This window comes from Hypericibacter sp. (genome assembly GCF_050729195.1).
Lineage (GTDB): Bacteria > Pseudomonadota > Alphaproteobacteria > Dongiales > Dongiaceae > Hypericibacter.
Genome location: NZ_JBOHKS010000205.1, coordinates 1 through 10,994, shown reverse-complemented (window position 1 = coordinate 10,994; position 10,994 = coordinate 1). Strand labels below are relative to the sequence as shown.

General features: G+C 65.6%; 14 protein-coding genes. 8 read left to right on the top strand and 6 right to left on the bottom strand.

All coding sequences use genetic code 11. The features are described 5' to 3' along the window. Positions 1-264: 264 nt before the first annotated feature. From ACREE8_RS15920 to ACREE8_RS15905, 4 genes are all read right to left on the bottom strand, one after another. The gene (locus tag ACREE8_RS15920) at positions 265-1,464 is read right to left on the bottom strand and encodes a hypothetical protein (RefSeq protein ID WP_431573993.1); all 1,200 of its coding nucleotides are present in this window, start codon (positions 1,462-1,464) and stop codon (positions 265-267) included. Positions 1,465-1,516: 52 nt separating this feature from the next. Beyond that, positions 1,517-2,326 carry a creatininase family protein gene (locus ACREE8_RS15915; RefSeq protein WP_431573992.1) on the bottom strand — a complete coding sequence of 270 codons (810 nt, stop codon included), beginning with the start codon at positions 2,324-2,326 and terminating at the stop codon, positions 1,517-1,519. 81 nt (positions 2,327-2,407) lie between these two features. Then, positions 2,408-2,926, bottom strand: coding sequence for an invasion associated locus B family protein (locus ACREE8_RS15910; protein WP_431573991.1), 519 nt, complete (start codon positions 2,924-2,926; stop codon positions 2,408-2,410). 254 nt (positions 2,927-3,180) lie between these two features. Beyond that, the gene (locus ACREE8_RS15905; protein WP_431573990.1) at positions 3,181-3,732 is read right to left on the bottom strand and encodes an RNA methyltransferase; all 552 of its coding nucleotides are present in this window, start codon (positions 3,730-3,732) and stop codon (positions 3,181-3,183) included. Positions 3,733-3,806: 74 nt separating this feature from the next. Between ACREE8_RS15905 and ACREE8_RS15900 the strand changes: the two genes are divergently transcribed. The 4 genes from ACREE8_RS15900 (at position 3,807) to ACREE8_RS15885 (ending at position 7,924) form a co-directional block, all read left to right on the top strand. After that, entirely contained in the window at positions 3,807-4,994 is a 1,188-nt protein-coding gene (locus ACREE8_RS15900; RefSeq protein ID WP_431573989.1) for an asparaginase, read from the top strand. A 3-nt stretch (positions 4,995-4,997) separates the two neighbouring features. Next, positions 4,998-5,984, top strand: coding sequence for an NADPH:quinone oxidoreductase family protein (locus ACREE8_RS15895; protein ID WP_431573988.1), 987 nt, complete (start codon positions 4,998-5,000; stop codon positions 5,982-5,984). 20 nt (positions 5,985-6,004) lie between these two features. Then, positions 6,005-7,249, top strand: coding sequence for a class I SAM-dependent methyltransferase (locus tag ACREE8_RS15890; RefSeq protein ID WP_431573987.1), 1,245 nt, complete (start codon positions 6,005-6,007; stop codon positions 7,247-7,249). A gap of 105 nt (positions 7,250-7,354) precedes the next feature. Beyond that, positions 7,355-7,924 carry a class I SAM-dependent methyltransferase gene (locus ACREE8_RS15885; RefSeq protein ID WP_431573986.1) on the top strand — a complete coding sequence of 190 codons (570 nt, stop codon included), beginning with the start codon at positions 7,355-7,357 and terminating at the stop codon, positions 7,922-7,924. Between the two features lie 96 nt (positions 7,925-8,020). On the opposite strand, the gene ACREE8_RS15880 is transcribed toward ACREE8_RS15885, so the two are convergent. Both ACREE8_RS15880 and ACREE8_RS15875 read right to left on the bottom strand, forming a co-directional pair. Beyond that, positions 8,021-8,527, bottom strand: coding sequence for a DinB family protein (locus ACREE8_RS15880; RefSeq protein WP_431573985.1), 507 nt, complete (start codon positions 8,525-8,527; stop codon positions 8,021-8,023). Between the two features lie 17 nt (positions 8,528-8,544). After that, complete coding sequence (locus ACREE8_RS15875) at positions 8,545-8,817, bottom strand: DUF1127 domain-containing protein (protein WP_431573984.1); 273 nt, start codon at positions 8,815-8,817, stop codon at positions 8,545-8,547. Between the two features lie 167 nt (positions 8,818-8,984). Between ACREE8_RS15875 and ACREE8_RS15870 the strand changes: the two genes are divergently transcribed. From ACREE8_RS15870 to ACREE8_RS15855, 4 genes are all read left to right on the top strand, one after another. Then, positions 8,985-9,887 carry a transcriptional regulator GcvA gene (locus tag ACREE8_RS15870; protein WP_431573983.1) on the top strand — a complete coding sequence of 301 codons (903 nt, stop codon included), beginning with the start codon at positions 8,985-8,987 and terminating at the stop codon, positions 9,885-9,887. A gap of 109 nt (positions 9,888-9,996) precedes the next feature. After that, complete coding sequence (locus tag ACREE8_RS15865) at positions 9,997-10,335, top strand: hypothetical protein (RefSeq protein ID WP_431573982.1); 339 nt, start codon at positions 9,997-9,999, stop codon at positions 10,333-10,335. After that, a complete protein-coding gene (locus tag ACREE8_RS15860) occupies positions 10,332-10,634 on the top strand; it encodes an SH3-like domain-containing protein (RefSeq protein ID WP_431573981.1) in 303 nt (100 codons plus the stop codon). Before ACREE8_RS15865 ends, ACREE8_RS15860 begins: the two co-directional genes overlap by 4 nt. Before the next feature lie 15 nt (positions 10,635-10,649). Then, the coding region (locus ACREE8_RS15855; RefSeq protein WP_431573980.1) for a nitrile hydratase subunit alpha at positions 10,650-10,994 on the top strand (345 nt) is incomplete at its 3' end.

Sequence of the window (10,994 nt, the reverse complement as noted above, 5' to 3'; positions counted from 1 at the left end):
ACCCACGAGATTCCGGCGCCCGTCCGCGGGGGCGGCGGGCGGCGCGAAGTTCAGGGCATGCGCGGTCGTGCTCATGGGCGTCGGATCATACTCTTGCGGCGATGCAGGGCCAGGAAAGCCGGCCTGTCTTATCACCCGGGGGCCCAGGGGGTCCATGGCGCGATGGCTCGGCCCCCGCGTTCCATGGCCGCAGGCAAGGCAGCCGGGCCCGCCTGAAAGGTTAGGCCGGTCAGAGGCTTATTCAAGCCCAGGCCGGGGCAGGCTTCAGCGCATATTGCCGGTATGGCCCAAGGAATAGCGGCCGGGCTGCGGCCATACCGTGAGCCCATGGGGCTCGCGCCCGACCTTGATCTGCGTGATGGCCCCGGTCGCCGTGTCGATGTCATAGACCACATCGTCGAACCGGCCCGAGAGCCAGAGATGCGAGCCGTCGGCCGAGACATTGCCCATGTCGGGGCTGCCGCCGCCGGGAACCGGCCAGTTGGCGACGACCTTCCGGGTCGCGAAATCGATCACGCTGATGCTGCCCTCGCCATGCGGCTTGGCGAAGACCATGCCGCTGCCGCGATTGGAGACGTAAAGCTTGGTCCCGTCGCGGCTGGGATAGAGGCCATGGGTACCGGGCCCGGTCGCGATGAAGCCCACCACGGTGAAGCTGGCGCCGTCGATGACATAGACCCCGCCGATATGCATGTCGGCGACATAGAACAGCTTGCCGTCCGGCGAGATGCGGATGTCCTGCGGCATGCCATGCTTCGATCGCGGCAGCGCCAGATAACCCAGCACCTTGCGATCGACCATGTCGATCTTCGCCACCGTGCCGTCGAACTCGCAGGTGAAGATCGCGTAGCGCCCGTCGATCGAGAAATCGGCGTGGTTGATGCCGTTGCAGTCGGGCGTCTCCAGCGACATCTGCAGTTTCATCGTATGCGGATCGCGGAAGTCGAGCCGCTTATGCATCTCGGCCACCACGATCGCGGAGCTGCCGTCGGGCGTGAAATAGAGATTGTAGGGATCCTCGACCGGGATCTCGGGACCCGGCTTGCCGGTCAAGGGATTGATCGGCGTGACGCTGCCATCGATGCCCTTGCGGTTCTCATGCCCGTTATTGACGACCCAGAGAGTCTTCAGGTCCCAGGACGGCACGATATGCTGCGGGCTGATTCCGACCTTGAAGCTGTCGATGACCTTGCGCGTCGCCGGATCGATCACATCGACGCTGTTGGAGCGCCGGTTGGGAACATAAACCCGCGACAGCGCGCCGGCCGTCGCCGGATTGAACAGATTGGCGCCGGCCTCGCTGTAGAGATTGTCGGGATCGACCACGGGCGCCATGCCGGGGACGGTCTGGATCTCGGGCCGCGCCCAAGCGGCGCCGGCGGCGAGGCTCGCCAGGACGACGACGCCAAGCGCGATGAGTGCGGTGCGACCGATGAAAGATTGCGGATTATTCATTTTCGACATGAAGGATTGCGCCATGGCGATGCGCCGCCAGGGTCTGTTGTAGCGCGGGACGCTAGCGCTCTTGTACCGCGTTGGCGATGTCCTTCACCGTGCGTGCGACAATCAGATCCACACCGATCTGGCCGAGCTCGGCGCTCGATCGCCGCGGATCGCCATAAACCCCGTCGGCGCGTTCGAATTTTGTCCCAGCCTGGAGCTGGTCGAGGCGGACCAGGCTCGGATCCAGTGCCAGCGTGAGCGAGGTATCGGCGAGCCCCGCATGGGTCCCGATTTCCTCCGCGCTGTAGCCGCGGGCCTCGAGCGCCTTCACATAATCCGTCTGCGTGATGTCGTAATACTCGATCAGCGCATGGACGCGCACCGGCGTCTTGGCCCATTCGCGATTGAGACGATCGGCCACGACCGTCTCATCCTTTTGATAACCGCCATGATCGCCCAGGAAAACGATGTCCCGGAAGCCATGCAGCTTGAAGCTGCGGGCCGCATATTCGAGCGTCTTCTCGAAGACGTCGTCGGGAACGGTGATCGTGCCGGGAAAGCGCATATGCGCGGTCGGCGGATCGATCGTGCCTTCCGGCACATAGGCGATGACGGGCGCCACCAGCGCGTTGCCGAGCCGCCGCGCGATCTTCTCGGAAAGCAGGACCGCCCGGTGATTATGCTTGCCGAGCGCCATCGCCGGACCGCTCTGCTCGGTCCCGCCGACCGGCAGGATGATCGTGGTCTTGCCGGCCGCAATCTGATCGCGCAGCTCGGTCCAGGTCAGTTCTTCGAGAAATACGCTGTCGGGTGTTTCAGCGCGAGCCGCGGATGCGATCCCGATCAGGAGGAGGCAGATCAATCCGACCCATCGGCGATGCATGATCTTTGACCGCTTCCGCTCCTCGGCCGACATTGGCTGTCGTCGGCATTGTCGCCGGGTCCTGACGAACCCGGCGCTCCCTCAGCCGCCGACTTCGCAGGCCTTGTTGATGGCCTGGAGCGCCTTGCCGAAGCCGGTCAGCGAATAGGTATCGACCGTCTTCGTGCCGCGCGAGGATTCGCCGCTGATAGCGAGGGTCGTGCCCTTGACCATGGCATCGACGATTTTGGCATCGTCGCCATCGCGGGCCCAGGCGGTATCGTCCTTGGTGAAAAGATCGAAGCCGGTGCCATCGACATCGACTTTGACCTGTCCATCGGGCTTGTAGTCGTAACCAGCGGCGAAGCTCACCACGCCGGTCGACTTCTGCGCCGGCCGATGCGTAATCAAAAGATAGACCTCGCCGCGGCGGGTATAATTTCCCTCTTTGCGGGTTGGTTGGCTCATCACGTAGCAGGCGGTATGCCCGTCTTCCTGGAAAGTCATCGCGGTCCAGGAGCCGAACTTGCCGATTTGCTTGGGCTCTTGGGCCAGGGCGGGTTGCGCGGAAACCGCGGCAACCAGACCGCAAGCAAAAAGGAACGACACGAGGCGTTTCATACCGATCACCTACCTAGCTTCGCGCTGCCCGCCCGGAGGGCTGCCTAAAATTTGCCTTAAATGACAACAGGTTGTAGTCTTTCCGTGGTCGCCCATTTAGGGCAATTCGCGGAAAGCTGCAAGAGCAAGCGAAGCAAATTAACCATATTTCGGCGGAAAACACCCGGTCGTTCGCGCATTTCCTGCGAACCCACCCAGAAGGCGTTGAGTCTGGTTAATTTATTCTTAACAACGCCCTATCCGGAGCGACCCTCTTAGGGTTTCAGCAAGCGCGTTCGCTGCTTCTGTTTCCAGATCGGCTCGCCATGGCGGTGCGGGGTCTGCGGTTCCTTCGGACCGCCGGCGCGCACCGGCCGTTCCGCGAAGCGTCCCCGCGAGATCATCCGGTCATACATGACCAGGGCGCCCGCCATCGCGACGTTGACGCAGAACTGCGTCGGGATCTTCACGACATGGTCGCAGCGCGCGAGGAGTGCGGGCGAAAGATCGTCGCGTTCGGCCCCCATCACATAGGCGGCGCGCGTCGGATGGCGAAAGCTCGGCAGCTCGACCGCATCCTCGATGAATTCCAACCCGACCAGTTGGCAGCCCTTCGGCAATTGGAAGGCCTCGAGGTCCGGATAGTCGTGGAAGGGCAGGCTCTGCAGGGCGTCTGACGTATCGGCCAGGCGCGCCTCGCGCGTGTCGAACACCGCGCCGATGGCGAAGCAGAAGCTGGCGCCGAAGGCATGGGCCGTGCGCATCAGGCTGCCGAGATTCATCGGCTTGCTGACGCCTTCGATGCCGATGCCGAAATAACCACGCATGGCGGCGAAGGTTGCATGGGCCGCGCGCCCAAGGCAAGGTGGCGCCCTCGGGTCAATGGAAACGGTTTCGGGCGATGGCACGCAAAGCGGCCCGCAAGACCGCCGGTCGCAACGCGAATGCGAAACGGGCGGCCGGCGGCAAGAGCCGGGCAAAGACCAAGGTCAAAGCCAAGGCGAAGACCAAGATCAAATCGGTCGCGACGCCGGTGGTGCAACCGCGGGCCTCCCGGCCGGCATCCGCCGATCAGAAACCGCCCGCCAACCCGGTGCTGATCGAGGTCACGCGCGGCGAGATGGTCGAGAGCCGTCATCGCGTCGCGGTGGCCGTCGTCGATGCCGGCGGCAAGCTGGTCGAAAGCTGGGGCGACATCGAGCGGCCGATCTACGGGCGCTCCGCGATCAAGCCGTTCCAGGCCCTGCCGCTGCTCGAGACGGGTGCCGCCGACGCGTTCAAGCTGGGCGAGCCCGAGATCGCGCTCGCCTGCGCCTCGCATAACGGCGAGCCGCAGCATACCGACCGGGTCCATGATTGGCTCGCGCGCATCGGCTGCGAGATCGCCGATCTCGAATGCGGCGCGCATCTGCCCTATCACGAGCCGACCATGCTGCAGCTCGTCGCCAATGGTGGCGACATCACCGCGATCTACAACAACTGCTCGGGCAAGCATTCGGGCTTCCTCACCACCGCGCGCCATGAAGGCGAGCCGACCAAAGGCTATATCCGCTACGAGCATCCGGTGCAGCAGCGCGTGACCCAGGCGATGTCGGAAATGACCGGCGTCGATCTGACCCGGAGCCCCCGCGGTATCGACGGCTGCGGCATTCCGGTGCTGGGCATGCCGTTGCGCGCCATGGCCCACGGGCTCGCGAGGATGGCCGATCCGCGCAAGCTCTCGGCCGACCGCGCCAATGCCTGCAAGCGCATCGTCTCGGCGATCATGGCTTGGCCGATGCTGCTCGGCGGCACCGGCCGCTTCGGCTCGAGCACGATGGCGGTCTTCAAGAATCGCTTCGTGCTCAAGGGCGGGGCCGAGGGCGTCTATGCCGCGATCCTTCCCAGCCTCGGCCTCGGCGTGGCGATCAAGGCCGACGATGGGGCCGGACGCGCAGCCGAAGCGGCGATGGCGCAGACCCTGCGCCGCCTCAAGCTGGTGTCGGCAGCCGAAGCCAAACAGTTCGCCAATCTCCTGATGCCGCCCGTGCTCAATCGCGCCCATCTCGAGGTCGGTCGCATCCGCTCCACCGGCGAAGGGCGTTTCTGAGCGATGCGCGTCATCGAGGCGCGGGCCTGGGGTGGTGTCGATCAATTGGCGCTCGCCGAGCGGCCGGATCTGCCCGCACCCGAGAACGACCAGGTGGAAATCGACGTCGCCGCCTGCGGTCTCAATTTCGCCGACTCGCTCATCATCGCCGGCAAGTATCAGGAGCGGCCGCTGCCGCCCTTCGTGCCCGGCTTCGAAGTGGCCGGCCGCGTCAAATCGACCGGCGCCCATGTGCGCCGGGTGAAGCCCGGCGATCGCGTCATGGCCGTGGTCGATCATGGCGGCTTCGCGGAGCAGGCGCTGGCGCGCGAGATCGACTGCTTCCTGATTCCTCCCGAGATGGATTTCGTCACCGCCGCCGGCTTCGCCATCGCCTATGGCACCTCGCATGGCGCGCTCGAATGGCGCGCCCATATCAAGTCCGGCGAAACCTTGCTGGTGCTGGGCGCCTCGGGCGGCGTCGGCCTGACCGCCGTCGAAATCGGCAAGGCGATGGGAGCGAGCGTGATCGCCTGCGCCGGCGGGCCGGAGAAGCTCGCCATCGCCAAGGCCCATGGCGCCGATCATCTGATCGATTATCGCGCCGAGACCCTGCGCCAGCGCATCAAGGAGATCTGCGAGGGCGGTGGCGTCGACGTGGTCTATGACCCGGTCGGCGGCGAGCTGTTCGACCAGGCGCTCAAATGCACCAACTGGGGCGGCCGTCTTCTGATCGTGGGATTTGCCGGCGGCGGCGTGCCGCAGATCCCGGCCAACTATCTGCTGGTGAAGAATCTCGCGGCCATGGGCATCTATTGGGGCTCCTATCGCCGCAAGCAGCCCCAGCTGGTCGAAAGCTCCTTCCGCCAGCTCTTCGCCTGGCATCGCGAAGGCAAGCTCAAGCCGCTCGTTTCCCATCGCTTCGATCTGGCGGAGGCGGCGACGGCACTCGAGCTTCTGACCTCGCGGCGCGCCACGGGCAAGGTGGTGCTGACCACCGGCCGCGGCTGAGCCAGCCCTCCGCGCCGCCCATGAGCGACGATCGCGTCCGCGAGCAATATGAGGCCTATCCCTATCCGCCGCGCGATCCGCGCGAGGAGACCAAGCGGCTGATCGAAGGCTCGCCCAGCCACCGCCTCGAGATCGATCACTACCTCTTCGCCGGCCAGCGCGACTGGCAGCAGCCCTTCCGCGCGCTGGTGGCGGGCGGCGGCACCGGCGACGGACTGGTCATGCTGGCGCAGCAACTGGCCGAGATCGGCTGTCCCGCCGAGATCCATTACCTCGATCTGAGCCATGCCTCGCGCAATATCGCCGAGGCGCGCATCCGCGCGCGCGAGATCGGGAGCGTGACCTTCCACGCGGCGGCGATCGAGCAATTGCCGCGACTGGGGCTGGGCGCCTTCGACTACATCGATTGCTGCGGCGTGCTGCATCATCTGGCCGATCCGGCCGCGAGCTTGCGCATCCTGGGCCAGGCGCTGTCGCCCACGGGCGGCATCGGCCTCATGGTCTATGGTGAATTCGGGCGTTCGGGCGTCTATCCGATGCAGGATCTCCTGCGGATGCTGGGCGAGAGCGATCCCGCCGAGAAACGCATCGAGACCGCCAAGCGCCTGCTGCGGCAATTGCCCTCGACCAATCTCTTCGCGCGCAATCCCGTGCTCGGCGATCACATGCGCGCCGGCGATGCCGGCATCCACGATCTGCTGCTGCATGCGCGCGACCGCGCCTATCGCGTGCCGGAGCTGGTGGCGCTGATCGATGCCGCCGGCCTCGCGCCGACCGCGCTGATCGAGCCCTGGCGCTACGATCCCGCGAGCTATCTCGCCGATCAAAAGCTGCTGGCGCCCTTGAACGCGCTCGACCGCTGGCAGCGCGCGGCGGCGGCCGAGCTGCTTGCCGGCAATCTCAAGACTCATATCGTCTATGCCGTGCCGAAGGGTCGCGCGACGATGGCGGTCGCGGATGCCGAGGATGTCACCGCGGTGCCGGTGCTCAAGGAGGGCAACGGCGTCGAGCTGGCGCGGGGCTTGCGGCCGGGCGGGAAGCTCACCGTCAAGGCCGACGGATATGAAGCGCGCTTCGCCACCTCGGCCGGGGCGGGCCCGATCCTGGCGGCGATCGACGGGCGGCGCTCCATCGCCCAGATCGCCGCACTCCTGGCGGAGCAGAACCCCAAGCGCTGGACGCCGGTCTACTTCACCGCCGAGTTCACGGCCACCTACAGGCTTTTCAATGCGTTGAACCGCCTGTTTCTCAGCCGCGCCCCGTGAGGGTTCGAGGCATGGCGACACCCTGTTGCGCCTGCCAAATCATCGCCATGTAATAGAGTTGTCGCTGAAGCTTGCCATTCTGCCGCCATTCTCCGATTGGACCACATGTCGTCACATCATCTGACCTGGCTCAAAATCTGGATCCGCAACCCGATGAAGCTGGGGGCGATTGTGCCCTCGAGCCGCGAGCTGGCGCTGGCCATGGCGCGGCTGGTGCCGACCGATCGCAAAGGTCCGGTGGTCGAGCTGGGCGGCGGCACCGGCGTCATCACCCGCGGCCTGATCGAGACCGGCATCGCGCCCGAGGATCTGATCGTGATCGAGCGCGACCCGACCCTGCATGCGCTGCTGCATAAGCAGTTTCCGACCGCGCGCATCATCCTGGGCGATGCCACCGAGCTGTCGCGGCTCCTGGGACCGATGCATCTGCCGCCGATTCGCGCCGTGGTGTCGGGCCTGCCGCTGCTTTCCATGAGCAAGCCCGTGCAGCAGAAGATCGTCGAGGAGGCGCTCAAGGTCGTCGGCAAGGACGGCCCCATCATCCAATTCACCTACGGCCCCTTCTCGCCGATCGCACGCCGCCGCTTCGGACTGGTCGGCCGCGTCGCCGAACGCGTCTTCGCGAATTTGCCGCCGGCGAGCGTGTGGGAGTATTGGCAGGGCAGGGCGGTCTGAGCGGCCACCCCTTTCTTTCCTGTCATTGCCGGGCTTGACCCGGCAATCCAGTCGCTGGACCCCCGGGTCAAGCCCGGGGGTGACAAAGGGGCGGCCTCAGCTCGCCAGCTCTTCCCGCAGGAACAGGATCAGATCCAGCGAGGGCGGCTTCACCGCGGTGCTCGAGAGCATGGCGTGCGCCTGGCCGCGATGGTGGGTTTGATGATTAAAGAAATGTGTCAGAGCCCAGTGGAGCGGCGTGCGCTGGGGCTCGCCGGCCACGTTGGTATAGATCAGATCGCCCGCGAGACGCTCGGAATCCAGTCCCATTGTGTAGGTGACAATCCGCTCGTCCTCGGCCTCGCGCGCCGCTTTTAATTCGGAAAATTCCGGATGGGGCAGCTCGTCGAGGCGGCGATAGGGCGGTTCGGCCTGCTCGAACCGGGCCAGCCAGAGACGGTCGCCAACCAGGATGTGGTTGAGCGTCTTCTGCAGGGAGGGGAAGAAGCCGGCGCGGAGGGCCGCCCATTCGGCGGGTGAGAAATCGGCGCAGGCAAAATAAAGCCGCCGGTTGGCCCAACCGTTATATCGGGCCAGCCGGCGGAAGTAGGGAAGGTCTGCCACGACGGGGTGACCTTCCCTCAGGGACGCCAGAAGGGCTTCGCGGCCTCGTTCTCCACATCGGCACGGGCCAGCCCGATATCGCGCAACATGCGGTCGTCCAGGGTCATGAGGTGGGAGCGCTCATGGGCCCGGTACTGCCAGGACAGGAGCGAGTCGGTCACCCGGACCAGCCATTCGCCGACCCGGTGGAAAGCGGTCCGATCCAGGTCGTTGGCCTTCAGGGAAAGGGAACGGTTCTGATTCCGACTGGCCTCGGTCCCCAACCGGCAATCCAGAGATTCGGTCATCATTTCTTCATTCCTTTCACAGAGGGCCAGGGTTGCTGACGAGGTCGTCAAAACCGCTTCCGCCCTTGTTTCATGGGCTAGAACATGACGCTTGCAGGGGTCACCGGCAAACGATAGTTTCTCATAGGTTCTGTTAGCTCACCTCACATGTAACGGGACATTCCGGGGCCATGGCCGACCGTCTCCCGCCTTTGAAATCCATCCAGTATTTCTCCGCCGCCGCGCGCCTCCTCTCCTTCAGCCGCGCGGCCGACGAGCTTCATGTCACCCACAGCGCCGTCAGCCACCAGATCAAGGCGCTGGAGGAATGGTTGGGCGTGCGCCTGTTCCGGCGCGCCAACCGCCAGGTGATCCTGACCGACGCGGGCCAGGCCTATCTGAAGCCGGTGATGGAGGCCTTCGATCGGCTGGGCGAAGCCTCGCGGCAATTGAAGCGGCGCGAGAGCGCGGGGCCGCTCACGGTCAGCACGCTGCCCTCCTTCGCCGCGAAATGGCTGGTGCCGCGCTTGCGCACCTTCCGCCAGGAATATCCCGACATCGATGTGCGCATTACGGCGAGCGAGAAGCTGGTCGATTTCGCGCGCGACGATATCGATCTCGCGATCCGCTATGGGCGCGGCAACTGGCCCGATCTCCTGGTCGACAAGCTGATGCGCCATGACTGGTTCCCGGTCTGCAGCCCCGCACTCCTGACCGGAACGCCGCCGCTGCAGAAGCCCGAGGACCTCGCGAACCACACGCTCTTGATCGACTATGACTGGCGCGAGGATGCCTGGGCCGCCTGGCTCACCGCCGCCGGCGTGGGGCAGATCCGTCCCAACCGTACGCTCGCCTTCAACTATTCGAACCTGATGATCCAGGCGGCGATCGACGGGCTCGGCGTGGCCCTCTCGCCGGGCGCTCTCGTCGGCGACGATCTCGCCGCCGGCCGCCTGATCCGGCCCTTCAAGACCATGCTCTCGACCGATTACGGCTATTACCTCGTGGCGCCGGCAGGCGCCTTCGAGCGGCCCAAGCTCGCGGCCTTCCGCGACTGGATCCGGCGCGAGGCCGCGGCCACGGCCGGCAGCTGAGCCACGCTGGCGGGCCTGAAACCACAAACGATTTGCGTGGAGCCGCCGCGGGGATTGTAATCTCGACCGCATGACCTTCTCCGTCCCTCCTGCATGAGGTCCCGCGATCATGACGAAGTTTCCCAGCGACGACGTCCCGGAGCTTGCGCGCGGGATCCACGATATGGGTGGGCTTCCCGGCGGCGCCGTCGATCGCCATGAGCATGCGGTCACGCTCTGGGAGAAACGCGTGGATGCGCTTCTCGTGCTCTTGACGCGCAAGGGCGTCTTCAGCGTCGACGAGCTGCGCAACGCGATCGAGCGTCTGGGTGCCGAGGCTTACAGCTCGATGTCCTATTACGAGCGCTGGACCGCCTCGATCGCCTGGAATCTGATGCAGCGCGGCGTCATCACTGCCGACGAGCTCGGCAAGCGCATGGCCGAGATCGAAACCGAGGGCCGGCAATGACGACTGCGGCGACAAAGAACCGGCGCTTTCGACCCGGGGACTCCGTGCGGGTACGCCGCGCTTTTCCGCCCGGGCATATCCGCACGCCCATCTATATCCGCGGGGCGCTGGGCGTGATCGAGCGCGATTGCGGCGACTGCGTCAATGCCGAAGAGCGCGCCTTCGGCCGCGCCGGCAAGCCCGAGCTGCCGCTCTACCGCGTTCGCTTCCAGCAGCACGAGATCTGGTCGGGCTATGAAGGCCCCGACAGCGACAGCATCGAGATCGAGCTCTATGCCAACTGGCTCGAGCCGGTGTGACGATGAGGTGATGGAATGAGCCAGAACCATCCGCATGATCACGACCATGACCGCCATCATGGAACCGGCGCGCCGCATCGCCATCCAACACAAAGCGACGATCCGCCGCCCACCGGCCATTACCAGGTGATGGCGGTCGCGCTGCGCGAGCTTCTGGTCGAGAAGGGCGTGCTGACCGCCGACGAGGTCCGTGGCCAGATCGAACGCATGGACGTGCGAGGGCCTCATCTGGGCGCGCGCGTGGTGGCGAAGGCCTGGAGCGATCCGGCCTACAAGGCGCGGCTTCTCGCGGACGGACCCAAGGCCTGCGCCGAGCTCGGCATCGAGCTCGACGGCATGCGGCTGACGGTGGTCGAGGAC

Excerpts from the sequence above, each read along its gene's own strand:
- ACREE8_RS15920 (WP_431573993.1), bottom strand. The coding sequence starts at position 1,464 with ATGTCGAAAATGAATAATCCGCAATCTTTCATCGGTCGCACCGCACTC.
- ACREE8_RS15915 (WP_431573992.1), bottom strand. The coding sequence starts at position 2,326 with ATGCATCGCCGATGGGTCGGATTGATCTGCCTCCTCCTGATCGGGATC.
- ACREE8_RS15910 (WP_431573991.1), bottom strand. The coding sequence starts at position 2,926 with ATGAAACGCCTCGTGTCGTTCCTTTTTGCTTGCGGTCTGGTTGCCGCG.
- ACREE8_RS15905 (WP_431573990.1), bottom strand. The coding sequence starts at position 3,732 with ATGCGTGGTTATTTCGGCATCGGCATCGAAGGCGTCAGCAAGCCGATG.
- ACREE8_RS15900 (WP_431573989.1), top strand. The coding sequence starts at position 3,807 with ATGGCACGCAAAGCGGCCCGCAAGACCGCCGGTCGCAACGCGAATGCG.
- ACREE8_RS15895 (WP_431573988.1), top strand. The coding sequence starts at position 4,998 with ATGCGCGTCATCGAGGCGCGGGCCTGGGGTGGTGTCGATCAATTGGCG.
- ACREE8_RS15890 (WP_431573987.1), top strand. The coding sequence starts at position 6,005 with ATGAGCGACGATCGCGTCCGCGAGCAATATGAGGCCTATCCCTATCCG.
- ACREE8_RS15885 (WP_431573986.1), top strand. The coding sequence starts at position 7,355 with ATGTCGTCACATCATCTGACCTGGCTCAAAATCTGGATCCGCAACCCG.
- ACREE8_RS15875 (WP_431573984.1), bottom strand. The coding sequence starts at position 8,817 with ATGATGACCGAATCTCTGGATTGCCGGTTGGGGACCGAGGCCAGTCGG.
- ACREE8_RS15870 (WP_431573983.1), top strand. The coding sequence starts at position 8,985 with ATGGCCGACCGTCTCCCGCCTTTGAAATCCATCCAGTATTTCTCCGCC.
- ACREE8_RS15865 (WP_431573982.1), top strand. The coding sequence starts at position 9,997 with ATGACGAAGTTTCCCAGCGACGACGTCCCGGAGCTTGCGCGCGGGATC.
- ACREE8_RS15860 (WP_431573981.1), top strand. The coding sequence starts at position 10,332 with ATGACGACTGCGGCGACAAAGAACCGGCGCTTTCGACCCGGGGACTCC.